Below are 25,925 nucleotides of genomic sequence, written 5' to 3' on the forward strand. Positions count from 1 at the left end.
AGGTTTAGGCATCAGCAGGGTGTGTCGGCAAGGTAAAGGTAAAGACACTGCCGCAAGGCTGGCGAGGTTCCGCCGTCAATTTACCGCCGTGCTTTTCAATAATGCCGTAGCTGATACTCAGCCCCATCCCCATGCCCTGCTCCTTGGTGGTATAGAAGGAGTCAAACAGACGTTTCTGCACTTCGGGCGTAAAGCCTACGCCGGTATCGGCGATGGCCAGGCGAATTTTACCGGGTTGCGGATTCTCTGAACTCACCGTCAGCATTAGCGGATGATCGTCTATCCCCGCCATGGCATCAATCGCATTGACGATCAGGTTTAACAGCACCTGCTGTATTTGTACGCTATCGCCAAAAATCTCAGCATCCTGCGCCTCAAGATGGTAATGCAACGCGATCTCCTGACGTTCCAGCTCGCTGCGCGACAGCGCCACAATATGGTAGACAAGGTGATGCAGGTTAATGCGCGTGCAGGCAGAGGTCTGGTTGCGCGTTAGCGCCTGCAAGCCGCGGATAATATTACCCGCCCGCTCGCCCTCGCTGATGATCTCCTCAAGGCTTGCGCGCGCATTACCGAGCATCGCAGGCTCGCGGCTCAGCCAGCGCAGACTGGCGCCCGCATTGGCCACAATCGACATCAGCGGCTGGTTAATCTCATGGGCGATAGAGGCCGTCAGTTGACCAACGGTGGTCGCGCGGGAAACACGGGCGAGATCGGCCTGGGCCACGCGAACCGCATCCTCAGACTGGCGGCGCGCCGTGATATCAGTGATAACGCCGAAATACTCCGCGACGTTAGCCTCATATTCCACCGGGTTGCCCACACCCAGAATATAACGGCATTCGCCGTCCGGGCGGAAAATACGAAACTCCGCCCGCATGGAGACGCCATTACGCACACTATCGTTAACCAGCGTGTTGATCCGGGGGAAATCCTCCGGATGCACCAGCGTCATAAAGTCGGCCATTGATAGCGTACGCTGATGGTCGGGCAGGCCAAGAATGCGCGCATACTCGTCGGAAACAAACATCACATCCTGTTCCAGCTCCCAGCGCCAGGTGCCGGTATTGCTGATTTTCTCCCCAAGCATCAGCGAGGTCTGGCTGGCGCGTAGCCCTTTTTCCGCCCGGCGACGCTGCACGTTCTCTTCAACCCGCTCGGCATAAAGGCGCGCAGTCTCCAGCGAAACCGCCGCCTGCGCCGCCAGCATCCTGACGATACGCGAATGCCCGGCGGTGAAAATCTCCGGCATCACCCGATTTTCCAGATACAGCACCCCCACCAGCTTGCCCTGTTTATGCATCGGTACGCACATAATGCCCGCGCCGGACGTTACCAGATAGGGATCCTGACTGAACGGGCCGAACAACTCAGACTTGCTGATACGAATCTCCTGCCCGGTACGCATCACCGCCGCCAGTACCGACAGCGGCATATCGGTAGCCGAGGGGCGCTCCCGGACAATCTGTACCTTCACCCCTTCCGAGGATGTTTCCGCCCACGCCTGGGTTTCGGGAATGGTATTATCAAGGATGCGAATCAAGAGCCCACGCTGCGCCCCCGCCCGCTCCAGTAACATCGTCATCAACGTATGGACGAGGCGGTCGAGGTCAATCTCCTCGGTCATGGCACGTACCGCCCGCAAAACACTTTCCAGGTCGTGCATCATTTCATTTTGCGCGAAAGTGATGGTGTCATAAGGCGAACGTGGCCCTGAGGAGGCCAGATGGGGGTACAGGCGTTCAAGCTGACGCAGTTTTGCCACCGCCCCCCAGCACCGCCAGGCGGAGAAAGCATTTTTGAAATAGCCATCTGCGGCGACATGCCAGCCCATCGCTTTGGCAAAACCCCCGGCCAGTTCACACGCCAGCCCGTTCACCGGGTGGCATTCAGTCTCTGCGGAAAGGGCTATCGCGTTTTCGTACCAGCCGATGGCGATATCGTTGGTCTGTTCCAGTCTCGCCAGCTCCGCACGCACCAGCGCCGCCTTGTCGGCAAAGGTCGTCGGGTTATGCTCCGCCCAGCGTGCGATAACGTCACAATGAACGACAAGGGTTTCCCGCTGTGCGGGCGTCACGGTTGTCGGCGTCACCCTCTGTGCCAGTGAGAGGGCGCTGTAAAAATGGTAATCCAGCAGATGCAGATAGCCCGGCACCATATCGGCTACCGGGGCCGCCTTTTCCAGGCAACGGGAAGCATCGTCATACTCACCCGCCATAAAATGGGCCATTCCCTGATAGAGCCAGAACCAGAAAATGGTCAGCGGTATCGGCTGACTCTCATGCTTATTGGTCGCGTTCAGGAGCGCCTCGGAATAGAGGTTGTGACCACTTAAATTGCCCGAACCGGCGCTACGCAAATGGTTAACGTACAGGCGCTGGATAAGAAGCATGACCTCGACATCCGGGAAACGTAGCTTGCGGATAAAACTCAGCCCTCCTTCAATGGTCGTCAGCACCCCGTCGAGGTGATCGCCACGGATCAGGAAGTTCATCGTCTGATGGCGAATAATAAAGCAGGCGGCGGTTAAATCCCCGTGCTCGACCGCCGCCGTAAAGCACGCTTTAGCGTGATCTACCGCAACGCTAAGCGGCTTCACCCAGGCACTGCACAAATCCACCGCCAGAAAGGTACGGCCCATAAAGGGGTTTAGAGGTTGCTCCTCAACCAAATCGCGCCCCAGCAGCGTATACCTGTACCCCTTTTCGTAGGCGTGATAGCGACAACCAATCATGACGCCATACCAGGCAATCGCCGTGGTAAACGCGCCGCTAACGCCATGCTCCAGGGTCATCAGTATGACCCGGCAGAGTAAAAGAAAATGCAGGCGCGGGGCGGTAAACGCGGCAAACATACTGGCGCTGAGCATCAGGTTGATGACGGCTTCTGCCTCGGGGTTATTAATCCGCGCAAGCTGGCGAAAGTGGCTCTCCGGCTCATCCCCAAGGCGGGCCTCAATGATTTGCCAGCCCTCGTCGCACTCCGCATCAGTCGGCGCACGGCTCAGGTGAATACCAAACACCGCAAGCCAGGCCAGGGCGGTCTCCAGCGCAAGGCTCATATCCGACTGTCGCATCTGCACTTCTGCCATCATGCCTGCGGTAATCGCCTTTTGTTGCAGGCTGCCGGGCGCGCGCAGGAGTTGATGACACAGGGTCAGCGCTGATGGAAGATTACCCTGCAAAAACTCACACTCCGCCTCTTCAAAAGCGAGCGCGAAATCCTCATCAGGCGCGGTAATCAGGGCATCTTCTTTCAATAATCGCGCGGTACGCAGATAGCGCACCGCCGAGGCGTAATCCCCGGTCAACCGGGCGCGCTGCGCGGCAAGACGGCAGATCGCACGATAATGGTCGCGTTCGGGAGATACGCGAGTACAGTCGATGGATGACGCAATGTGGTGGACCGCCAGAAACAGATTTTCATTGCTGTCATTTTGTGAGACGGCCTCAGTAAAGAACCGCGCGGCAGCAAAATTGAGATGACAAATATCATCCGCTTCGAGCAATTCCTGCGCCGCCTTCTGCACCCGATCATGGGTAAAGGCATACTGGTCGCCGCTGCGACTGATCAGTCGGGCGGCAACCGCAGGCAGCAGATGTTCATGTAGCAGCTCCGGCGCTATCTTCTGCATCGCGCTGAGCAGTGCGGGATTACCGTTTCCCCCCACGCAGGCCAGACAACCCAGCAGTTTGCGCGTCAGGGAAGGCATCTCCGCCAGTTGTTGCAGGACCAGGCTTGCCACATTTTCCGTGTAATTACGTGAACGGATCGCCTGTGCGTCGTAGTGCAACTTGCCGTGCTGTTTGTGATGGGTAATCAGCCCGTCTTTGACGATGCGCTGAATAAACTCATGGGTAAAGAGCGGGTTACCGTCGGTTTTTTCGTGGATCAGCGCCGCCAGTTCGCCAAGGCAGGCGGCCCGCGTCTGCAACAGTTCCGCCAGCCATCGCGACACCGCTTTCACGCTCAACGGCTCAGGCCGCAGCTCGACGGTATAGCGGGCACCAACGCACAGTGTCGACAACTGCGTCTGTTCGCTGGCATCCGCAAACACACCGCTGTCAGCGTACGAAACCACCAGCAGCAGCGGCAGCGACTCGCTGCAACTGATAAGGTGTTCCAGCAGGTGCAGGCTGGCCTGATCTATCCAGTGAATATCATCAATCAGCAGAACCAGCGGTCGGTCCGGGGTGGCAAATGCCTCAACCAGCCGATGCGCCATCATATTGAAACGCATTCGGCTATCCGCCGCCTGGGTATTCACAACAGCCAGGGGTGGGTTTTCAAGCAGTAGACCTAACTCCGGCACCAGATTGACCGCCAGCGCGGCATGAACGCCAAGCGCACGTGTTAAACGCATTTTCCAGCGGGCCACCTCTTCCGCGCCCTGGCCAAGTAACCAAAGCGTCAGCGCGCGAAACGCAGAGGCAATGACCGTATAAGGCAGAACCGGCGAATACTGGTCGGCCTTACTCACGGCGAGTAACGCCTGCCGCTGTTGCAGCTTCCTGAGCGCCGAAGCAATGAGCGAAGATTTACCGCAGCCCGGCGGTCCACCGATCGTGACCAGGGCATGCGCGCCACTTTCCACCACCCGGTCAAATACCGTCAGCAATTGATGGTGCTGCGGATGGTCGAGAAAAAGCGGGTCCGGCTGCAAACGCGCGGCTACCCGGTCCTGCAAGCCGGGAATAAACGGCGTAATTTCACCATTTTTGGCCAGCGAAGCCTCGCAGCGACGCAGGTCGGCAATCAACCCGTCGACCGTCTGGTAACGATGGTCCGGCGATTTTTCCAGCAGTCGCAAAATAATATCCGACAGCGTTGGCGGAACCGATGAGCGTACCTGCCGGGGTGGTCTGGGAGCGGAGGCAATATGGTGATGGGCCCATTCCGCCTGCCCGCCTTCGCTGAGATCGAAAGGCAGCTCGCCGGTCAGCAACTCGTAGAGCACAATGCCAAGACTATAGAGATCGCTGCGGCTGTCGACCCTGTCCGGCGTACGGGAAGTGTGCTCCGGCGACATATACGCCAGCGTACCGCCAGGCTCCGTCAGGCGAGACGGGTCAAAGGCATCCGTCCCTTCGCTGGCAAGGCCAAAACCGCCCAGACGGTAAGCGCCGCCGGGGTCGATAAAAAAGTGGCCGGGTTTGATATCGCTGTGCATCAACCCCTGCGCATGCATCTGGCGTAGCGGGGCACACAGGCCAATGGCAACGGAAAGAAAATCGGCAATGCTTCGGGTGCGCAGCCGGGGCAGTTGTGCAAGCGTGCGGAAAGGAAATGGCGTATAGACCAGCGCGTAATGTCCATGATAACTGGTACTGCTGAACGGCTTTACCGCCCATGCGTCAGAGAGCCGCCTGCGCAGCGCAAATTCATTTTTTAAGCGTTGGGTGGTATGAAAGGCGGCTTCATCGCTTGAGACGGCCGCGCAGGCAAGAATAAAGCTGCTGCCGGAGTGTAGCGGCTGGCAAAGTGTCCAGGCGATCCCTCCTTCCTGCGTCAGCGGAGTGAAAATGATGTCATCGGTTAAGGTGACAACCTCACCATCCATCATTTTACCGGCAGCAGAAAGTTTCTCGCTCATTAGCGCTCCTCACACAGAGAGTTCGCGGCGGATCTGTTCCAGCAGCGTTTCGATTTTAATGGGCTTACGCAGCAGCGTAACGCCCCCGAACTCCGGAGCATAACGCGACAGGTTTTCATCTTCATGTCCGGAGATAAAAATCACCGGCGGCGGTGCGGCAAGTTGAGCTACCCGGCGATACAGGTCCAGGCCACTCATACCTTTGAGCTTGATATCAATAATAAGCAGAGATGCGTCAGACAGCGCGGATTCATGATGAAGAAATGCCTCCGCAGAGTCGAAGGCGTCAGAGTCGTACCCCTCCGACTGGAGCAGGTTGCTTAATCCACTACGGACGGAACGTTCATCATCAATAATGACAATGCGCGGTGACAGCCTCATGCCGTACTCCTCTGTCTGCCCTCAGGCTAAGGGGCGCGTTTGTCGTCAGGAGGTGGCGTGCCGCTGATTTTGGGCACACATTCATGACGAAACCAGGCCATTGTCACCGGCTCGCGGCGCAGAAGTCGACGGGCGAGCGGAATCAGTTGTTCGCCGACCAGCATACCAAAAAGGCCCAGCAGGGCGACGATCGGTGGTGCGGGTGAGTGAACCTGCATTGCGCCATAGATAACACCCACTAACAGGCCCGTTGCCAGGGAAATTACGTATGATTTCAACATGGTTAGCCTGCCTCTGGATGACGGTCCGCCGTTTGCACTGCGGCCTGCGGCTGACTAATGGCGGCCTGGGGTTCATGGTGTGAGCGCAGCGCTGAGACCGCCTGCTCTCCCGCCAGCATGCCTAGCAGCCCCACCAGGGCTACCGCCGGCGGGGCTGGCGAACGGACGTTCAGCAAAGCATAGACCAGCCCAATAAACACACCTGCGCCGAGGGAAATGAGCGCTGTACTCATGGTCATTCTCCCCTTATCGGGTTCAGAGCCGGGCGACGCTGACGCGCCGCCCCTGCACATTATTTATTGGCTGGCACCGGCGCCAGAGTACGGTGCGCACCTTTGGCACGCGCTGGCGCTTTGTGCACCATGGTATAAGCGTAATCAACGCCCATCCCGTAAGCACCGGAGTGTTCTTTGACGATATCCATCACCGCGTTGTAGGTCTCTTTGTGCGCCCAGTCGCGCTGCCACTCCAGCAACACCTGCTGCCAGGTCACCGGGATCACACCCGCCTGAATCATGCGCTGCATCGCGTAATCATGCGCTTCTTTCGAGGTACCGCCGGAAGCGTCAGCCACCATATAGATTTCATAGCCGCCTTCCAGCATGGCACACAGGGCGAACGTGTTGTTGCACACTTCCGTCCACAGGCCGGATACCACCACTTTTTTCTGACCATTTTTCGCCAGCGCATCACGCACTTTCTGGTCATCCCAGGAGTTCATGGATGTACGCTCAAGAAGGTCGTGCTCGGGGAATACGTCCAGCAGTTCAGGGAAGGTATTTCCGGAGAAGCTTTCCGTCTCAACGGTGGTGATAGTGGTCGGAATGTTGAAAACTTTTGCCGCTTTCGCCAGGCCAACAACATTATTTTTCAGCACCTGGCGGTCAATAGACTGCACGCCAAACGCCATCTGCGGCTGCTGATCGATAAAAATAATCTGGCAATTCTGGGGAGTCAGTACTTCAAGCTTAGCGTTGGTCATAAGAATACCCGTTGTCGTTAAGTAGCAGTTTCCCGTGAAAGGGGAGCGGACGTTTTGCTGACAGTGACCGGGGTATTCTCGCGCTGCTCAAACAGGCGAAATGACGTTCGTCCCGGACGCTGCTGTCGGGACGGATAGTAAGAGTTGTCAGAAATGAGAACTATTATCTCTGTGTATAACTATACGTTCGTATAGGTATACCTTCGTATAACTAGACGCCGTTTTCGCCAGCTCACCATAATCCCTCCCACTTCCACGCTCTGTTCTGACGGAGCATCGCATCTTATCGTCCGGCGGGATTATGCCTGCTTCGGATGTCTCAGACAGGAGGATTTATGGTCTCGCTCGGCAAAGCTGAACTAATATTACTCAACGGCAAATTTCATACGGTAGACAGGGAAAACCCGGTTGCAGAAGCGGTCGCCATCCGTGACGGCAAATTCCTGGCGGTAGGCTCGCAGGCCGAAGTAATGGAATATCACAGCGACGGCAGCAAAGTGGTGGATCTCAAAGGCAGCACCGCCATTCCAGGGCTTAACGACTCGCACCTGCACCTGATTCGTGGCGGTCTCAACTATAACCTCGAACTGCGCTGGGAAGGAGTACCGTCGCTGGCGGACGCCCTGCGGATGCTGAAAGAACAGGCGCTGCGCACCCCCTCACCGCAATGGGTACGCGTGGTGGGCGGCTGGAGCGAATTCCAGTTTGCCGAACGCCGGATGCCGACCCTCGAGGAGATCAACGACGCCGCGCCGGATACCCCGGTCTTTATCCTTCATCTCTATGACCGCGCCCTGCTCAACCGCGCCGCCCTGCGCGTTGTCGGCTACACCAAAGATACGCCGAACCCGCCTGGAGGAGAGATCCAGCGCGACAGCAACGGCAATCCCACCGGCATGCTGATTGCGCGGCCAAATGCCATGATCCTCTATGCCACGCTCGCCAAAGGGCCGAAGCTGCCGCTGGAACAGCAGGTTAACTCCACCCGTCAGTTTATGCGCGAGCTAAACCGTCTGGGCCTCACCAGCGCTATCGACGCGGGCGGCGGCTTCCAGAACTACCCCGAAGACTATGAAGTGATAAGCGAACTGCACGCCAAAGAGCAGATGACCATCCGCATCGCCTACAACCTCTTTACCCAGCGCCCCGGCCATGAGCTGGAAGATTTCGAGAAATGGACCGACATGCTGACTCCGGGTCAGGGCACCGATTTCTTCCGTCACAACGGCGCGGGTGAAATGCTGGTCTTCTCTGCCGCGGATTTTGAAGATTTCCTTGAACCGCGCCCGGACCTCGCGCCTGGCATGGAAGATGAGCTGGAACGCGTGGTGCGCCATCTGGTGGAGCACCGCTGGCCGTTCCGCCTGCACGCCACCTATAACGAATCCATCAGCCGCATGCTCGATGTGTTTGAGCGCGTGAACCGCGATATTCCGTTTAATGGCCTGCACTGGTTCTTTGACCACGCAGAAACCGTGACCCAGCAAAACATTGACCGCATCAAAGCGCTGGGCGGCGGTATTGCCGTGCAGCACCGTATGGCGTTTCAGGGTGAGTACTTCGCGGAACGTTATGGCATGGACGCGGTGCGCCACACGCCGCCGGTGACGAAAATGCTCGAAACCGGCGTACCGGTCGGGCTGGGAACCGACGCGACCCGCGTGGCCAGCTACAATCCGTGGACGGCGTTGTACTGGCTGGTCTCCGGGCGCACCGTCGGCGGTATGCAGATGTACGACGTTAATGCGCGCCTGGACCGCGACACCGCGCTGATGCTCTGGACACAAGGCAGCGCCTGGTTCTCAAGCGAACAGGGCAAAAAAGGCCAGATTAAAGTGGGCCAACTGGCTGACCTCGCCGTGTTGAGCAAGGACTATTTCCGCGTACCGGAAGAGGAGATCAAAGGCATTGAGTCGGTACTGACCGTAGTCAATGGCAATATCGTCTATGCCGCGGACGGTTTCAGTTCAGAAGCCCCGCCTGCGATTCCGGTGCTGCCGGAGTGGTCGCCAGTGGTCAACGTGCCGGGTCACTACCGCAGCGCGCCGCCACAGCAAACACGTGTCGGCATGATGCCCGCCGCACACCACTGTAGCGGCCCCTGCGGCGTACATAACCACCAGCACGGTGTGGCACGCGGATCTTCCATTCCGGTTTCAGACGATAACGCCTTCTGGGGCGCGCTCGGCTGTAGCTGCTTTGCGTTCTGATGCCTATGAAAAATACAACGCTGATGTCGCCCCGTATTGATGCGGGGCTGTTCTTCCTGCGCCTGACCGGCGGGCTGCTGCTTCTCTATGTGCATGGTCTGCCGAAGGTGCTGAATTTTCATGAAGAGCTCACCCGCATTGAGGATCCGTTCGGCTTTGGCCCCTGGTTCAGCCTGCTACCTGCCATTCTGGCAGAGGTGGTATGTCCGATATTCATCATTTTCGGTGTTGGCACGCGGCTGGCCTGTCTGCCGATTATCGGCGTGCTGCTGGTTGCCATGCTGGCTGTGCACCCGCAATGGAGTATCGCGGAAGGACAATTTGGCTGGCTGCTGCTCATCATCTTCACCACGCTGGCATTAACCGGCCCGGGTAAATGGCGGGTAAGTATGCCAGGCAACCAGGAGTTCAGGCATGGCGCAAGTCAATGATGTTCACGCGGCGACGGTACAAACCCCGTCGGCCGCATCCGCTGGTGCCTCCTCCTGGCAGCCACTGCGCCAGCCGGTATTTCGGATGCTATGGATTGCCACGGTAGTCTCCAACATCGGTTCATGGATGAACGATGTGGGGGTGAACTGGACCATGCTGACGTTAAGCGCCAACCCGCTTTCCGTAGCGCTGGTTCAGGCGGCGAGCAGTCTGCCGATGTTTCTCTTCGCCCTCCCTTCCGGGGTGATGGCGGACATTGTCGACCGACGCAAATATCTGCTGTTTTCCCAGTTGTGGGTGTTTATTGCCGCCAGCGGGCTAACCCTGCTCTCTTTTGCCGGGTTAGTAACGCCAACGGTGCTGCTGGTTGCGGCCTTCTTATTAAGCACTGGCGCGGCCATGAGTTCTCCGCCGTTTCAGGCCATCGTGCCGGACCTGGTGGAAAAACACGAACTGGCCCCGGCCATCGCGCTGAACTCGCTCGGCATTAACATCAGCCGCGCCATCGGCCCGGCGCTGGGCGGGCTGATCCTCTCTTTTGCCGGACCGTGGGTGGTATTCGCCCTCAATGCGACATCAGTGCTGGGCGTCGCCTGGGTGCTGTGGCGCTGGAAAGCAGAACCGTTGATTCAGCGCCTGCCGCCGGAGCACTTTTTCCCCGCCGTTCGCGCCGGGCTGCGCTATGTGCATGCCGCTCCGGTACTGCGTAACGTGCTGGTGCGTACCGTGGCGTTCTTTACCTTCGCCAGCGCAGGCTGGGCGCTGCTGCCGCTGGTGGCCCGCCGTGAACTGGGCCTTGGGCCTGGCGGTTACGGCATCATGCTGGCCTGTATCGGCCTGGGGGCGATTTGCGGTGCGATTGTGCTACCGCGTTTACGCAAGCGCTTCAACCCGGACCGCCTGATGGTGATTAACAGCGTGATTTTCGCGATCAGCATGCTGGCGCTGGCGTTTATTCGTCATTTCTGGCTGCTCAATGCGTTTGAATTTTTAACCGGTTTCGCCTGGATTGCGGTGCTCTCCACCCTCAATGTCGGGGCGCAGCGTAGCGCCGCCAAATGGGTGAAAGCCCGCGCGCTGGCGGTCTATCTGACCGTCTTTTTTGGTTCGATGACGCTCGGTAGCGCCATCTGGGGCCAACTGGCATCGCACTTTAGTATTCCTGCCTCATTGTGCGTGGCAACGGTGGGCATGCTGCTGGCAAGCCTGACGGTGCTGCGCTGGCAACTGAATAAAGATCCTGACCTCAATCTGGACATTCGTGATATCGACAGTAATGCCCAGGCGCTCGATATCTCACATGAACGTGGCCCGGTCATGGTGATGTATGAATATCTGATCGATCCCGAGGATGTCTCCCGCTTCGTCGTCTGTATCCAGGAGATTCGCCGGGTGCGGGTACGCGGCGGTGCACTGAGCTGGTCTGTGTATGAGGATATCCAGCGCCCCGGCGTCTTTGTTGAGTCGTTCGTGGTCGGCACCTGGATTGAACATCTGCGCCAACTGGAGCGCCACACGGTAAATGACCTGCTGATTCAAAGTAAAGTACAGGCCTTCCATCGCGGCGGACATCTTCCCGAAGCACGTTATCTGATAGCACCCATAATGTAACAGTTACCCACATCAACCCAAGCAATAGCGACAGTGAGGATTTACGTATGAGCACAATCAAAACGCAGGACGGTACGCAGATTTATTACAAAGACTGGGGCGCGGGAAAACCGGTATTGTTTAGCCACGGCTGGCCGCTGGATGGCGATATGTGGGACAGCCAGTTGAATTTCCTGGCCGAACGCGGCTATCGCGTTATCGCCTTTGACCGCCGCGGTTTTGGCCGCTCCGACCAGCCGTGGGAAGGGTACAACTACGACACCTTCGCCTCCGACATTAACGATCTCATCACCACGCTTGATCTGCAGGATGTGACGCTGGTGGGCTTCTCCATGGGCGGCGGCGATGTGTCGCGTTATATCGGTCGTTACGGCACGGCGCGCGTTAAAGCGCTGGTCCTGCTGGGTGCGGTGACACCGATTTTCGGCAAAACGGCGGACTACCCGCAGGGTGTCGATGCCAGCGTTTTCGAGGGCATTCGCGACGGACTGCGCAAAGACCGGGCGCAGTTTATCAGCGATTTCGCCACGCCGTTCTATGGCATTAACGCCGGGCAGACGGTTTCCCAGGGTGTCCTGACCCAGACGCTGAACATTGCTTTGCTGGCCTCACTCAAAGGGACCATTGATTGCGTTACGGCTTTCGGCGAGACCGACTTCCGTTCGGATATTGCCAAAGTTGACGTGCCGACGCTGGTGATCCATGGCAGCAACGACCAAATCGTACCGTTCGAATCGACCGGTAAAGTGGCTGCAGAAATGATCCCGGGCGCGCAGTTAAAAGTGTATGACAACGCGCCGCACGGTTTTGCGGTGACCCATCAGGATCAACTGAACAACGATCTGCTGACCTTCCTGCAATCGCTGTAAACCAGAATGAAGCCTCACTCCCTGTCCGGAGGAGGCTTTTTCTTGCACTCCCCCGCTCCCCGCCCTATCCTCTGCGATTATGAAAACCTCCCGTCTCCCCATCGCTATACAGCAGGCCGTCATGCGCAGCCTGCGGGAAAAACTTGCCCTGGCCAATCAGAAACTTGAGCGTAACTATCCGGAACCCAAACTGGTTTATCAGCAACGGGGCACTGCGGCAGGCACAGCCTGGCTCAATACGTATGAAATCCGCCTGAACCCCGTGTTGCTGATGGAAAACCAACAGGCGTTTATCGACGAGGTGGTGCCGCACGAGCTGGCGCATTTGCTGGTGTGGAAACATTTCGGTCGCGTTCCGCCACACGGCAAAGAGTGGAAATGGATGATGGAAAGCGTGCTCGGCGTCCCTGCGCGCCGTACTCACCAGTTTGAGCTGGAGTCGGTGCGGCCAAATACCTTTTCCTACCGCTGTAAGTGCCAGCAGCATCAGTTGACCGTGCGGCGACATAATCGTGTGGTGCGCGGTGAGACTACCTATCGCTGTGTACAGTGCGGCGAAACGCTGGTACCTGAGCGCTAATTACATGAACCATTAAGAATGTTTTCCGCGCCAACTGATTGCATCTGACAATCGCTTCCGCTACGTTGCGCACTCCAGTTGACAGGGAGTTTGCAATGTTACGCGTTATCTCATCTTTACTGCTTATCCTCAGCGCGCCGGTACTGGCGGACGGCATCAATAGCTTCGCGCAGGCTAAAGCCGCCGGGGTTAAAGTCAACGCCGACGTTCCGGGCGACTTTTATTGCGGCTGTAAAATTCAGTGGCAGGGAAAAAAAGGGGTGGTCGATCTGGCCTCCTGCGGTTATAAGGTGCGCAAAAATGAAAACCGCGCCAGCCGTATTGAATGGGAGCATGTGGTCCCGGCCTGGCAATTCGGCCATCAGCGCCAGTGCTGGCAGGATGGCGGGCGGAAAAACTGCGCCAAAGACCCTGTTTATCGCAAGATGGAAAGCGATATGCACAACCTGCAACCCGCCGTGGGTGAAGTGAATGCCGATCGCGGCAACTTTATGTACGGCCAGTGGAACGGTGGCGAAGGCCAGTACGGGCGCTGTGAAATGAAGATCGACTTCAAGGCCAAACTGGCCGAGCCGCCTGCCAGCGCCCGTGGTGTGATTGCCCGCACCTACTTCTATATGCGAGATCAGTATCAGCTCACCCTGTCGCGCCAGCAGACACAGCTTTTTACCGCCTGGGATAAACTCTATCCGGTGACCGACTGGGAATGTACGCGTGAGTCGCGCATCGCTCAGATTCAGGGGAATCATAACCCTTACGTGCAGCGCGCTTGCATGGCGCGAAAGAGCTAACCTACACTAGCGGCAATTGTAAATTTTGCAGGTGTATTGTCCCTCACCCCGCCCCTCTCCCTACAAGGGAGAGGCCGCAAATCGCGACCTGTTAAGGTGTGGGGGAAATGCGCCACACTTCACACGGAAATCTGAACTATGCGCGTCCCACGCATCTATCACCCTGAACTCATCCAGACTGGCACTGAAATCGCCCTTGCCGACGATGCGGCAAACCATGTTGGCCGCGTATTACGTATGGGCCAGGGACAGGCTATTCAGCTCTTTGACGGTTCGAACCAGGTGTTTGACGCCGAAATCACCCGCGCCGATAAAAAGAGCGTTATCGTTAAGGTGATCCAGGGAGAGGTGGACGATCGGGAGTCACCGCTGCATATTCATCTGGGCCAGGTAATGTCTCGCGGCGAGAAAATGGAATTTACTATCCAGAAATCGATTGAACTGGGTGTAAGCCTCATTACGCCACTTTTTTCTGAGCGCTGCGGCGTTAAACTGGATGCCGAGCGCCTGAATAAAAAGATTCAGCAGTGGCAGAAGATCGCCATCGCCGCCTGTGAACAGTGTGGTCGTAACCGTATTCCTGAGATTCGCCCGGCAATGGATCTCGAACAGTGGTGTGCAGAAGAAGAGAACGGCCTTAAGCTGAATCTTCACCCGCGCGCCAGCCAGAGCATTAATACTCTGCCGTTGCCGGTGGAACGCGTACGATTACTGATTGGCCCGGAAGGCGGGTTGACGACAGACGAAATCGCCATGACCTCGCGCTACCAGTTTACTGATATTCTGTTGGGACCCCGCGTATTGCGCACAGAGACAACTGCCCTTACCGCCATTACCGCGCTGCAGGTGCGTTTTGGCGATCTGGGTTAAACGGAGAAGCCTATGATTAAGCTCGGCATCGTGATGGACCCCATCGCGCAGATTAATATCAAAAAAGACACCAGCTTCGCCATGCTGCTCGAAGCGCAGCGTCGCGGCTACGAACTGCACTATATGGAAATGGCGGATCTTTACCTGATCAACGGCGAAGCCCGTGCGCGTACCCGTCTGCTTTCCGTAGAGCAAAACTACGACAAATGGTACGAGTTTGGCGACGAGCAGGATATCGAACTCGCCTCGCTGGACGTGGTGCTGATGCGTAAGGACCCGCCGTTCGATACCGAATTTATCTACGCCACTTATATCCTTGAACGTGCGGAAGAAAAAGGCACACTGATCGTCAATAAGCCGCAGAGCCTGCGCGACTGTAACGAAAAGCTGTTTACCGCCTGGTTCCCTGACCTGACTCCGGAAACGCTGGTGACGCGCAATAAAGCGCAGCTTAAAGCGTTCTGGCAAAAGCATACTGATATCATCCTCAAGCCGCTGGACGGCATGGGCGGCACCTCGATTTTCCGCGTCAAAGAGGGCGATCCGAACCTGGGGGTTATCACCGAAACGCTGACCGAGTTAGGCACCCGCTACTGCATGGCGCAGAACTATCTGCCGGCTATCAAAGATGGCGACAAACGTGTGCTGGTGGTGGATGGCGAGCCGGTTCCATACTGCCTGGCGCGTATCCCGCAGGGTGGCGAAACGCGTGGTAACCTGGCCGCCGGTGGCCGCGGCGAACCGCGTCCGCTGACCGAAAGCGACTGGGCGATTGCCCGCCGCGTCGGCCCGACGCTGAAAGCCAAAGGGCTGATTTTCGTCGGTCTGGATATCATTGGCGACCGTCTGACCGAAATTAACGTCACCAGCCCCACCTGCGTGCGCGAGATCGAGGCGGAGTTCCCGATCTCTATTACCGGCATGCTGATGGACGCAATCGAAAAACGCCTGGCGAAATAATAAATATATTTACCCTCGATAATTCGGGGTTGCTCAAAGGTGCCAGGGCACAGACAGCACGAATTATTGCAGGTAAAGGGATGGCGGGAGGGAACCCGCTCATAAACTCCAAAGTCTGGCTAGTGACAGCGTGCAGCTTTCCCCTCATACTAGGCTGCTGCTTTTTTGAACCAGGAAACAGAACCTCTGACAATGAATTTACAGCATCACTTTCTTATTGCCATGCCTGCTCTCCATGATCCCCTTTTTCGGCGATCGGTGGTTTATATTTGCGAATACAACGAAGACGGTGCCATGGGGCTTATCATCAATAAGCCGCTGGAAAACCTGAAAGTTGAAAGCGTCCTGGAGAAACTGAAAATTAACCCGGAAGCACGCGATCCGGCCATTCGTCTGGATAAACCCGTGCTGCTTGGCGGCCCACTGGCGGAAGATCGCGGGTTTATTCTGCACACGCCGCCCGCCAGCTTTTCTTCCAGCATTCGCGTCTCGGATAACACCGTAATTACTACCTCGCGCGATGTTCTGGAGACCCTGGGCACGGCCGATCAACCTAAGGACGTGCTGGTCGCGCTGGGCTATTCCTCATGGGAAAAAGGCCAGCTTGAACAGGAGATCCTGGATAACGCCTGGCTTACCGCTCCTGCGGATCAAAATATCCTGTTTAAAACGCCTATCGCTGACCGTTGGCGGGAAGCGGCAAAACTTATCGGCATTGATATTTCGACCATGCCGGGCGTGGCGGGACATGCCTGATGAGCGGAACCCTGCTGGCCTTTGATTTTGGTACCAAAAGTATTGGCGTCGCCATCGGACAACGCGTGACCGGTACGGCGCGCCCGTTGAATGCTCTGAAAGCGCAGGACGGGACGCCGGACTGGAAGCTTATCGAGAAGCTGTTAAAAGAGTGGCAGCCGGAAGCCGTTATTGTCGGCCTGCCGCTGAATATGGATGGCACAGAGCAACCCCTGACCGCGCGTGCGCGCAACTTCGCCAATAAAATCCATGGCCGCTTCGGCGCAAAAATTGTTTTGCACGATGAGCGGCTGAGTACGGTAGAAGCCCGTGCGGGTCTGTTTGAGCGCGGCGGTTTTCGTGCATTGAATAAAGGCAGTGTTGATTCTGCCTCTGCGGTTATCATCCTCGAAAGCTACTTCGAGCAGCATCTGTAATTCTCAGGCTGAGCGCCGCTCAGTCTTTTTTGCCTTCTCCCTTCCCCAAAACGCAATCCCCCGATCCCCCTCACATTTCCAGGGCGTGCTTTTTGCTTTTTCACCAATGTTTCTATAAAAGAAACATTAGTCAGGAATTAAATGCGTCAGGGTTTCTGTGTCAGCCGCCGTGCCAGAGTGTGAAGTTCGCTCAGGCGTTCATCAATGACAGCCTCGTCAACCTGCCACATTCCGGCAAACGCCAACGCGGCAGAGTGCGCGCCAAGAGGCTTCGCCATGGATACCTCGCCGTCATCGTGATGCCAGACCACGCGTCCAAGCTCACGCTGTTGGGCAATATGCGGCGCAAGTTGCTGCCACTGTTCGTCGACAAAACGTTTTTGCAGTTCTTCATCGCTCTCTGCCGCCAGAAGCGACATACCGATGACCGACTGCCATGCAGGAAGCATATGAAAACCGGCCAGCGCCTGGCTCATCTGGCTACCGGGTTCAGAGTGATAGATATAAATCACCTGATCCTCCCAGAGCACGCCCATCGCCACCACGATATCTTTGGGCGCGTAGCTTTCCAGCAGGGGGAGCGCCTGGGAAAAGAGTGCCGAGCCGCGTATCGCCTGCGCCGCCAGCGCATGAATGCCGGGGCCGGGAAGGTAACGACGCTGCTCATCCTGCATCGTCAGGCCGATGGACGCCATCGTCATCAGCAACCGGTTTACACGGGTGGTATTTATGCCCATCAGACGCGCCAGTTCGCGACAGCCAATCGCGCGGCCGCTGGAGACCAGGTACTGCAGGCAGCGAATGCCATCAATCAGGCTTTGGTTCGGTTGTGAGGACATAACAGGCTTTATCTCTCAGGTGGCAGGAATTTTCGATTTTACCGTCAGTTCAGTAAAGAAGGATACAAGGTATGAACATCTATCCGCAAACTGCGTCCAGAACCTTTCCCTCTGCACAGTTGCATGCCGATCTGCTGGTAGCGGGCGGTGGCCTCGCGGGTCTTTGCGCTGCGCTCGCCGCCGCCAGGGACGGGCTACAGGTCGTGTTGATCCAGGACCGACCGGTACTCGGCGGCAATGCGTCCAGCGAAGTTCGCCTGTGGGCCAACGGCGCCACATCGCATATGGGCAACAATAACCGCTGGGCGCGTGAAGGCGGCATCATGGGAGAAATCCTTGAAGAGAATCTCTGGCGCAACAAAGAGGGCAACCCGGTTATGTTCGACCTGGTGCTGCTGGACATGGCAAAAAGCCAGCCTGGGCTGACATTGCTGCTCAATACCACGATTTACGAACTGGAGAAAAACCAGCGAACCCTCACCCAGGTCAGCGCCTTTAACGCCATCAACGAGACATTTTATACCGTCACCGCAGACCAGTTTTGCGACGCAACGGGGGATGGCGTACTGGGCTTTCTGGCCGGGGCAGAGTACCGCGAAGGCGCCGAAGAGGTGGACGAACTGGGGGAAAAAATGGCCCCCGGCGACAACTTCGGCCACAAGCTCGGGCACTCGATCTATTTCTACACCAAACAGACGAACGGCCCGGTGAGCTTTACTCCTCCTTCGTTCGCGTTAAAAGATATTACCGCTATTCCCCGCTACAAACGCCTGACATCCACCCTCAATGGTTGCGACCTGTGGTGGCTGGAATGGGGAGGACGGCTGGACACCATTCACCAGAGTGAAGAGATAAAATGGGAGTTGTGGAAAATTGTCTGGGGCGTGTGGGATTACATTAAAAACTCCGGCGAGTTTCCGGAAGCGGCCAACATGACCATCGAATGGGTTGGCGTCATTCCCGGTAAACGCGAAAGCCGCCGTTTTATGGGCGATCACCTGCTTTGCCAGCAGGACATCATTGAACAGCGCGACCACTACGATGCCGTGGCCTACGGCGGCTGGTCTATCGACCTGCATCCGGCGGACGGGGTCTACAGCACCCATGATGGCTGTCGCCAGTTTCACAGTAAAGGCACCTATACCATTCCATTGCGAAGCCTTTACAGCCGCTCGCTGGATAATCTCTTCCTGACCGGACGGCTCATTTCCGCCTCTCACGTTGCCTTTGGTAGCGCCCGGGTGATGTGCACCTGCGGTCTGCTGGGCGAGGTCGTCGGCCGCGCTGCCGCGCTGTGTAAAACGCACGACATCACCCCGGCAGAGCTGGCCCAGCGGGATAATGTCGGCCAGTTGCAACAGCGGTTGCAGGCCAGCGGCTGCTACATTCCCCGTCAGTGGTTACAGGACCCGGCACTCGGCGCGTCGGTCACCGCCAGCAGTGAATACGCCCTCAGTACGCTTGCCCCTAACGGCCACTGGCATTCGCTCGGCGAAAGAATGGCGCTGCTGCTGCCTGTTAAAGCCGGGGAGTCATTGCCCGACATGACCTTTACCCTGCGTTCCGCTTCTCAGCAGCCACTTGAGGTCTCGCTTCTGGGCAGCGCACGCTGCGGTAATTTCACGCCCGATTATCAGTACGCCAGCACAACGCTGCACGTTGAGGGCGAGCAGGCGCAGACGGTACATTTCCCGTGGCAAAGCGAGCGCGATCAGTATGTCTTTATCGCCTTTGAAGCGTGTGAACAGGTGGACATTGCCCTCACCGACACCCACCTGCCTGGCATTATGACCGTTTTTAATAGCCTGAATGCCCGCGTCGCCAAACATACCCGTCAGGTGGTGGATGGCGACTATGGCGTCGATGAGTTTGACTTCTGGTTGCCGCGTCGTCGTCCACATCAGGTAATGCCTGCGTTACGTTTTAGCCAGCCGTTAAGCTGCTATCGCGCCGACAATGTGCTTAATGGTCGCCTGCGCCCCGAGCAACAGGCAAATGCCTGGGTACCTGCTGCCGATGACGTCAAACCAGTATTACGCTGGCACTGGGATGCGCCACAAACCTTCACCAGCCTGACACTGGTACAGGACAACGATTTCGATAACGCCATGGAAACCGTGCAGATGGGCCATTTCCTGCCGGTGACGCCGCACTGCATCACCCACTATCGTCTGTGGGCCGATGACACCCTGCTGGCCGAGGAAACAAATAACCACCACTCCGTGCGTGAACACCGGTTATTCACCCCCGTCACCGCGAATAATGTACGTCTGGAGATCATTGCCACAGCAGGCGCTTTACCGGCGGTTTACGCGCTGAATATCCGCTAAAGCCGCCCCTGCGCCTGTCGCTGCTGGCGGCTTTGGTCGAAGGTCTGCATTCCCGCCTGCTGCCCGGTCTGTAATACGCCGGGCAACTGGTGATTTTTCCCTTCACGGATAAGGTTGGCTATCGCAGGTGTGTTGATAAGCAGCTCAAAGAGCGCCACACGTCCGCCCTGCCTGTCTGCCGCCAGCCTCTGGGACAATACGGCCTGCAGGCTTCCGGCAAGCTGGCTACGCACCGGATCTTTCTCCTGGGCGGGGAAACTGTCCACCAGCCGTTCAATAGCCTGCGGTGCGCCGCGTGTATGTAACGTCGCCAGCACCAGATGCCCGGTTTCGGCGGCAGTCAACGCCAGGCGGATGGTCTCGCTGTCACGCAATTCCCCCAGCAGAATGACATCCGGGTCTTCGCGTAATGCCGCGCGTAACCCCGCCGCAAACGAGGCGCAGTGCGGGCCGATTTCCCGCTGTTGGATCAGGCAACGTTTACTCGTATGGATAAACTCCACGGGATCTTCCAGGGTCAGGATATGCCCGTCGAGATGGTGATTAAGGTTATCCACCATCGCCGCCAGTGTGGTGGATTTACCGCTGCCTGTCGCCCCGGTAACCAGAATAAGACCGTTATCGCGTTTTAGTAATTCAGGGATAACGGCGGGCACGTCCAGCATATCCAGCGTCGGGCAGGTGTCAGGCAACAGGCGCAGCGCAAGCGACACCCCTTCGTGATGTAAAAACGCACTGGCGCGAAGGCGTTGAAGCCCTGGGGTACTGAGGGCAAAATCTATCTGTCCGCACGCCTGCCACTGCTGTTGCTGCTGCGTGTTTAAACTTTCGGCGAGCAGCGCGTGAATATCCACCGCGTCGAACGGTGCGGCTTCCAGCCGTCCTTGCCTTCGCCACCGTGGTGGACGGCGATCGCACAGGTGTAGATCCGAGACATTATGCTTTACACTAAGCTCCACTATTTTTTCCATATCCATAAAGCCACCTGGGAACATGAACGATATTGCGCATAACCTGGCACAGGTCAGGGACAAAATCTCAGCCGCTGCAACGTCCTGCTGCCGTGCTCCAGAAGAAGTTACGCTGCTTGCAGTCAGCAAAACAAAACCTGCGAGCGCCATCGAAGAAGCTTACGCGGCGGGTCAGCGTGGCTTTGGTGAAAACTACGTACAGGAAGGCGTTGATAAGATTCGCCATTTCAAGGATTCGGGAATCGCGGATATCCAGTGGCACTTTATCGGCCCCTTACAGTCCAACAAAAGCCGCCTCGTGGCTGAACATTTTGACTGGTGCCATACCGTGGACCGCCTCAAAATCGCCAGCCGCTTAAGCGAGCAGCGACCTGACTCTCTGCCACCGCTGAACGTGCTGATTCAGGTCAATATCAGTGATGAGCAGAGCAAATCCGGCATCTCCCTTGCTGAGCTGGACGCGCTGGCGGCGCAGGTGGTGGAATTGCCCGGTCTTTGCCTGCGTGGACTGATGGCGATCCCTGCTCCCGAGGCTGATTATGAACGGCAGTTTGCCGTGGCCCGCCAAATGGCTGTCGCATTTGACGCACTTAAGGTACGTTACCCTGGCGTGGATACCCTTTCGCTGGGCATGTCAGACGATATGCAGGCCGCGATTGCGGCAGGCAGCACCATGGTGCGCATCGGAACCGCCATTTTTGGCGCGCGCGATTACACAAAAAACTAAGGAAAACTGAGGAACGCCATGAATACGTTGTCCACTCTCCTTTCACTGATTATCCAGGCTTACACGATGGTGCTGTTGCTGCGTATCTGGATGCAGTGGGCGCGCTGTGATTTTTATAACCCGTTTTCCCAGTTTATCGTGAAAATCACCCAGCCGATTGTTGGCCCGCTGCGTCGCATTATTCCGTCGATGGGGCCCATTGACAGCGCATCGTTGCTTATCGCGCTGCTGCTGTGTGTCGTGAAAGTCTTCCTGAACCCGTACGTCTCCATGAACGGCGTGTTCATCGTGCTGGCGGCGGTGCTGATTGTTATTAAAACGCTCGGTTCGCTGATCTTCTGGGTGCTGCTGTTAATGGCAATCATGAGCTGGGTCAGCCAGGGCCGTAGCCCGGTGGAATATGTGCTGCTGCAGCTTACCGAACCGCTGCTGCGCCCGATTCGCCGCCTGCTGCCATCAATGGGCGGTCTCGATTTCTCGCCGATGATTCTGGTGCTGCTAATGTATGTCATCAATATGGGCGTGATGGAGTTTCTGGCTAACACCATCGTACCATTAGCCTATATCTGGAACTGGGCATGAGTGCTGTCACATCCTGTGACGACGGGCTGGTGCTGCGGCTGTATATTCAGCCAAAGGCCAGCCGGGACAGCATTATTGGGCTGCATGGCGACGAGCTAAAAGTCGCCATTACCGCCCCACCGGTCGATGGGCAGGCCAACGCCCATCTGGTGAAATATCTCGCCAAACAGTTTCGGGTGGCCAAAAATCAGGTGCTGATTGAAAAAGGCGAACTGGGCCGCCATAAACAAGTCAAAATTACCCATCCGCAACAGATACCTTCGGCCATCACGGCCCTGATGAATTAGGATCTATTATGCAAAAAGTTGTTCTCGCAACCGGTAATGCCGGTAAAGTGCGCGAGCTTGCCTCGCTGCTGAGTGATTTCGGTCTGGATATCGTGGCGCAAACCGAGCTGGGCGTGGAATCCGCCGAGGAGACCGGCCTGACGTTTATTGAAAACGCGATCCTGAAAGCGCGCCATGCCGCAGAGGTGACCGGTCTGCCCGCGATTGCCGACGATTCCGGCCTGGCTGTTGATGCGCTGGGCGGCGCACCGGGGATCTACTCCGCACGTTACTCTGGCGTGGATGCCACTGATGAAGCGAACCTACAAAAATTACTGACCACCCTGCAGGATGTGCCGGACGATAAACGTCAGGCTCAGTTCCACTGTGTGCTGGTCTATCTGCGTCACGCCGCTGACCCGACGCCGCTGGTGTGCCACGGTAGCTGGCCTGGTGTGATTACCCGTGCGCCTGCCGGTCAGGGCGGGTTTGGTTACGATCCGATTTTCTTCGTCCCGACGGAAGGTAAAACCGCCGCCGAACTGACCCGCGAAGAAAAAAGCGCTATCTCCCACCGTGGGCAGGCGCTGAAACTGTTACTGGAAGCATTACGTAATGGCTAATTTGCCACCTTTAAGTCTTTATATTCATATTCCGTGGTGCGTGCAGAAATGCCCGTACTGCGACTTTAATTCCCATGCATTGAAAGGCGAAGTGCCTCACGATGATTATGTGCAGCACCTGCTCGCCGACCTTGATGCTGATGTGCCTTACGCACAGGGGCGTGAAGTAAAGACGATCTTTATTGGTGGCGGTACGCCGAGCCTGCTCTCCGGCCCGGCGATGCAGACGTTGCTGGATGGCGTGCGTGCGCGCCTGACTCTGGCGGCGGATGCGGAAATCACAATGGAAGCCAACCCCGGAACGGTCGAAGCCGACCGCTTTGTTGAGTATCAACGTGCCGGGGTGAACCGCATTTCGATTGGCGTTCAGAGCTTTAGCGAGCCGAAATTACAGCGGCTGGGGCGTATCCACGGCCCGGAGGAAGCCAAACGCGCCGCGCGGCTGGCAACTGGCCTTGGGCTGCGCAGTTTTAACCTCGATTTGATGCACGGCCTGCCGGATCAGACGCTGGAAGAGGCGCTGGACGACTTGCGACAGGCCATTGAACTGAACCCGCCGCATCTCTCCTGGTATCAGTTGACCATCGAACCCAACACGCTGTTTGGCTCGCGCCCGCCGGTGCTGCCGGATGACGATGCGCTGTGGGATATTTTCGAGCGTGGCCACCAGTTACTGACCGCCGCGGGCTATCAGCAATACGAAACCTCAGCGTATGCGAAACCAGGCTACCAGTGTCAGCACAACCTCAACTACTGGCGCTTTGGCGATTACCTGGGTATTGGCTGCGGTGCGCATGGCAAAGTGACCTTCCCGGATGGGCGCATTTTACGCACCGCGAAAACGCGCCATCCACGCGGGTATATGCAGGGTCGCTACCTTGAGCGCCAGCACGATGTGGAAACCGCAGATAAGCCGTTCGAGTTCTTTATGAACCGCTTTCGTTTGCTGGAAGCCGCGCCGCGTGCGGAGTTCGCGCTGTTCACGGGGCTGGATGAAAGCGTGATCCGCTCGCAGCTCGACGAGGCCCTGGCGCAGGGCTACCTCACCGAGTGCGAGCAGTACTGGCAAATCACCGAGCACGGTAAGCTGTTCCTCAACTCCCTGCTGGAACTTTTCCTCGCCGGGGAGTGATCTGCATCCAGCCCGGCACACACGGGCTGGTTGGTTTACTTGATAATACCCTGGCGACGCATAATGGCGATGTCCCGTTCCCAACCTTTGTAATCCATCAGGGCTTTGCTATTGGCGATATCCAACTTGCTGAGCGCGCTGTAAAGTTCATTACGCTTTTCGCGCAGCGGCTCCCGCTTTTTATCGTAAGCCTCCAGGGTTTTCATGACCTCTTCGCGCTTGAGCTGAAACTTGAGTTGGTAGTCCCGACGCTGGTCCACGAGTGCCGTAGCACGCGCTTTTCGCAGCGGTGTGGCATCGCAATCTGGTTTTTTCTGGCACTCGGCCAGCGCCGGTTCATAAATCGTTTTGTTGTAGTTATTTTCAAAATGCAGCGGATCGTTCTGCCTGCCCACCTCCTGAAGCTCCTCCAGCAGCGCGTGTTGCACATCATCACGGGTTAACTGTTTGCCGTTTTTGTCTTTGCCCCACGAAGCGGCAATTTGGGCGTCCAGCGCGTCAATCTCCTTTTGGAGCTGCTCTTGTTTCTCAAGGGATTTATCCAGCGCTTTTTTCTGGGCGGCCCTGTCGGCTTCAATTTTGGCGAGGCGGGGATAAAAATCACTGTCGGTGACCACCAGATACTTCGCTTTGTTGTTAATGTCCGGTTTCGGATACCCGGCAGGTTTCGCCGCCATCTGCATAGAGAAGAACTCGGTGGTCCAGCCGGAATCTTTTGTCCCCACCGCAGTGACCATCGCCGAGAACTTCACCGGGCGCCCTTTGGTCCAGGTCTGCTCCATAAACTGATAGTTTCCGGCCATACCGACCATGGAATAGAGATCTTCCGTGGCAGAGATATCGCCTTCGGCGGCATAGGTCGCCTGGTTACCATGCGAATCAAGCAGGCGCAATGTGATGCTGTCCAATTGCATTAGCCCTTCCTGCGCCTGGTTAAATTGCTTTTTCAGCACCTCATCGGTGGGGATATTGCTATCGGCCAGCACGCTGCCCGACAGAAGTATCAACGCCGCCAGTCCTGCGGCCCCTTTCATTTTCATCGTCAAAATCCTTTTAATGTCTCATCCATTAATAACCTTGCGAGTCATAGGACAATTATTTGGAATGGGGGTTCCAGTGTCAGCAGAAGGTTGTGGTGAAACAGGGAGAGAGTGGCAGAGTGTGGGGATGGAAATAATACGCTCACATGCAAAACAACTCAGACGCGAACTGACACAAGAAGAAAGACGGCTTTGGTATCTGTTACGCAGCCGCCGATTTTCTCGTTACAAGTTTCGTCGGCAGCACCCTGTCGGTCATTACATTCTTGATTTCGCCTGCTGCGAGGCACGGCTTGCCATTGAGCTGGATGGTGGTCAGCATGATGAGCGGTACGAATATGATGTTCAGCGAACGGTATGGTTAAACAAAAAAGGCTGGATGATCATGCGGTTTTGGAACAATGAACTCTGGCAAAACGAAGAGACCGTGCTGGAGCGGATATTTGAGGCGCTGCAAATGCTGTTACCCTCACCCCGGCCCTCTCCCTAAAAGGGAGAGGGGGAAATCAGCACCGTAGTCTCAAATCGCACTATCGGTCCCCTCGCCCCTCCGGGGTGTACGGTCCGGAGACATAGTGAACGCTTGTTCGGGGACATGGTAGACACTTACAACTGAGGCATAAGAACCCGTTTATGGAGTCACTTATGCCCTGGGATGCGAGAGATACCATGTCATTACGTTC

Annotated in this window: 25 protein-coding genes; 17 read left to right on the top strand and 8 right to left on the bottom strand. The window is 56.9% G+C overall.

Going from position 1 to position 25,925, the window contains the following annotated elements; genetic code table 11:
- Positions 1-4: 4 nt before the first annotated feature.
- Genes ABU190_RS22000 through ABU190_RS22020 form a run of 5 tightly spaced genes read right to left on the bottom strand, consistent with a single transcriptional unit; the run spans position 5 to position 7,237 of the window.
- The gene (locus ABU190_RS22000; RefSeq protein ID WP_354692399.1) at positions 5-5,593 is read right to left on the bottom strand and encodes an AAA family ATPase; all 5,589 of its coding nucleotides are present in this window, start codon (positions 5,591-5,593) and stop codon (positions 5-7) included.
- Between the two features lie 9 nt (positions 5,594-5,602).
- On the bottom strand, positions 5,603-5,974 hold the full coding sequence (locus tag ABU190_RS22005) for a response regulator (protein WP_039078004.1): 372 nt from the start codon (positions 5,972-5,974) through the stop codon (positions 5,603-5,605).
- A 26-nt stretch (positions 5,975-6,000) separates the two neighbouring features.
- Positions 6,001-6,255: a XapX domain-containing protein gene (locus ABU190_RS22010; protein WP_079497176.1), complete on the bottom strand. Its 255-nt coding sequence runs from the start codon at positions 6,253-6,255 to the stop codon at positions 6,001-6,003.
- A 2-nt stretch (positions 6,256-6,257) separates the two neighbouring features.
- Entirely contained in the window at positions 6,258-6,488 is a 231-nt protein-coding gene (locus tag ABU190_RS22015; protein WP_079497175.1) for a DUF1427 family protein, read from the bottom strand.
- A 59-nt stretch (positions 6,489-6,547) separates the two neighbouring features.
- Entirely contained in the window at positions 6,548-7,237 is a 690-nt protein-coding gene (locus ABU190_RS22020; protein ID WP_039078007.1) for a hydrolase, read from the bottom strand.
- A 335-nt stretch (positions 7,238-7,572) separates the two neighbouring features.
- On the opposite strand from ABU190_RS22020, the gene ABU190_RS22025 reads away from it, so the two are divergent.
- The 10 genes from ABU190_RS22025 (at position 7,573) to ruvX (ending at position 16,732) form a co-directional block, all read left to right on the top strand.
- Entirely contained in the window at positions 7,573-9,447 is a 1,875-nt protein-coding gene (locus ABU190_RS22025; protein ID WP_354692400.1) for an amidohydrolase, read from the top strand.
- A gap of 5 nt (positions 9,448-9,452) precedes the next feature.
- Entirely contained in the window at positions 9,453-9,878 is a 426-nt protein-coding gene (locus tag ABU190_RS22030; RefSeq protein WP_354692401.1) for a DoxX family protein, read from the top strand.
- On the top strand, positions 9,862-11,490 hold the full coding sequence (locus ABU190_RS22035) for an MFS transporter (protein ID WP_079497174.1): 1,629 nt from the start codon (positions 9,862-9,864) through the stop codon (positions 11,488-11,490). Before ABU190_RS22030 ends, ABU190_RS22035 begins: the two co-directional genes overlap by 17 nt.
- A gap of 47 nt (positions 11,491-11,537) precedes the next feature.
- Positions 11,538-12,359, top strand: coding sequence for an alpha/beta hydrolase (locus tag ABU190_RS22040; RefSeq protein WP_071195988.1), 822 nt, complete (start codon positions 11,538-11,540; stop codon positions 12,357-12,359).
- Between the two features lie 79 nt (positions 12,360-12,438).
- Positions 12,439-12,939, top strand: a complete 501-nt coding sequence (locus ABU190_RS22045; RefSeq protein WP_193794347.1) for a SprT family zinc-dependent metalloprotease — start codon at positions 12,439-12,441, stop codon at positions 12,937-12,939.
- 95 nt (positions 12,940-13,034) lie between these two features.
- Positions 13,035-13,730 (top strand): deoxyribonuclease I, encoded by a 696-nt coding sequence (endA, locus tag ABU190_RS22050; RefSeq protein WP_354692402.1) that lies wholly within the window; start codon positions 13,035-13,037, stop codon positions 13,728-13,730.
- A gap of 138 nt (positions 13,731-13,868) precedes the next feature.
- On the top strand, positions 13,869-14,600 hold the full coding sequence (gene rsmE, locus ABU190_RS22055; protein WP_296409246.1) for a 16S rRNA (uracil(1498)-N(3))-methyltransferase: 732 nt from the start codon (positions 13,869-13,871) through the stop codon (positions 14,598-14,600).
- A gap of 12 nt (positions 14,601-14,612) precedes the next feature.
- A complete protein-coding gene (gene gshB / locus ABU190_RS22060; RefSeq protein WP_071195986.1) occupies positions 14,613-15,560 on the top strand; it encodes a glutathione synthase in 948 nt (315 codons plus the stop codon).
- A gap of 192 nt (positions 15,561-15,752) precedes the next feature.
- On the top strand, positions 15,753-16,316 hold the full coding sequence (locus ABU190_RS22065; RefSeq protein WP_039078016.1) for a YqgE/AlgH family protein: 564 nt from the start codon (positions 15,753-15,755) through the stop codon (positions 16,314-16,316).
- A complete protein-coding gene (ruvX, locus tag ABU190_RS22070; RefSeq protein ID WP_354692403.1) occupies positions 16,316-16,732 on the top strand; it encodes a Holliday junction resolvase RuvX in 417 nt (138 codons plus the stop codon). The genes ABU190_RS22065 and ruvX overlap by 1 nt, the downstream gene beginning before the upstream one ends.
- 146 nt (positions 16,733-16,878) lie before the next feature.
- Here the strand turns inward: ruvX and ABU190_RS22075 are convergent, their stop codons facing one another.
- A complete protein-coding gene (locus ABU190_RS22075; protein WP_354692404.1) occupies positions 16,879-17,571 on the bottom strand; it encodes an IclR family transcriptional regulator in 693 nt (230 codons plus the stop codon).
- Positions 17,572-17,642: 71 nt separating this feature from the next.
- On the opposite strand from ABU190_RS22075, the gene ABU190_RS22080 reads away from it, so the two are divergent.
- Complete coding sequence (locus ABU190_RS22080) at positions 17,643-19,901, top strand: FAD-dependent oxidoreductase (protein WP_354692405.1); 2,259 nt, start codon at positions 17,643-17,645, stop codon at positions 19,899-19,901.
- Here ABU190_RS22080 and ABU190_RS22085 read toward each other — a convergent pair.
- Entirely contained in the window at positions 19,898-20,878 is a 981-nt protein-coding gene (locus ABU190_RS22085) for a type IV pilus twitching motility protein PilT (RefSeq protein WP_354692406.1), read from the bottom strand. The two genes, ABU190_RS22080 and ABU190_RS22085, sit on opposite strands and share 4 nt — an antisense overlap.
- 16 nt (positions 20,879-20,894) lie before the next feature.
- Here ABU190_RS22085 and ABU190_RS22090 point away from each other — a divergent pair, with 16 nt between their 5' ends.
- Genes ABU190_RS22090 through hemW form a run of 5 tightly spaced genes read left to right on the top strand, consistent with a single transcriptional unit; the run spans position 20,895 to position 24,202 of the window.
- Positions 20,895-21,599 (top strand): YggS family pyridoxal phosphate-dependent enzyme, encoded by a 705-nt coding sequence (locus tag ABU190_RS22090; RefSeq protein ID WP_354692407.1) that lies wholly within the window; start codon positions 20,895-20,897, stop codon positions 21,597-21,599.
- A gap of 18 nt (positions 21,600-21,617) precedes the next feature.
- Entirely contained in the window at positions 21,618-22,181 is a 564-nt protein-coding gene (locus tag ABU190_RS22095; protein WP_071195982.1) for a YggT family protein, read from the top strand.
- Positions 22,178-22,468, top strand: a complete 291-nt coding sequence (gene yggU, locus ABU190_RS22100; RefSeq protein WP_354692408.1) for a DUF167 family protein YggU — start codon at positions 22,178-22,180, stop codon at positions 22,466-22,468. The genes ABU190_RS22095 and yggU overlap by 4 nt, the downstream gene beginning before the upstream one ends.
- Before the next feature lie 8 nt (positions 22,469-22,476).
- Positions 22,477-23,070, top strand: a complete 594-nt coding sequence (locus ABU190_RS22105) for an XTP/dITP diphosphatase (RefSeq protein WP_039078024.1) — start codon at positions 22,477-22,479, stop codon at positions 23,068-23,070.
- Positions 23,063-24,202 carry a radical SAM family heme chaperone HemW gene (gene hemW / locus ABU190_RS22110; RefSeq protein WP_354692409.1) on the top strand — a complete coding sequence of 380 codons (1,140 nt, stop codon included), beginning with the start codon at positions 23,063-23,065 and terminating at the stop codon, positions 24,200-24,202. Before ABU190_RS22105 ends, hemW begins: the two co-directional genes overlap by 8 nt.
- A gap of 35 nt (positions 24,203-24,237) precedes the next feature.
- Here hemW and ABU190_RS22115 read toward each other — a convergent pair whose 3' ends face one another.
- A complete protein-coding gene (locus ABU190_RS22115) occupies positions 24,238-25,242 on the bottom strand; it encodes a DUF1202 family protein (RefSeq protein ID WP_354692410.1) in 1,005 nt (334 codons plus the stop codon).
- A gap of 127 nt (positions 25,243-25,369) precedes the next feature.
- Between ABU190_RS22115 and ABU190_RS22120 the strand changes: the two genes are divergently transcribed.
- Complete coding sequence (locus tag ABU190_RS22120; RefSeq protein ID WP_354692413.1) at positions 25,370-25,732, top strand: endonuclease domain-containing protein; 363 nt, start codon at positions 25,370-25,372, stop codon at positions 25,730-25,732.
- Positions 25,733-25,925 lie beyond the last annotated feature (193 nt).

The sequence above is a fragment of the Phytobacter sp. RSE-02 genome, assembly GCF_040578655.1.
Lineage (GTDB): Bacteria > Pseudomonadota > Gammaproteobacteria > Enterobacterales > Enterobacteriaceae > Phytobacter > Phytobacter diazotrophicus.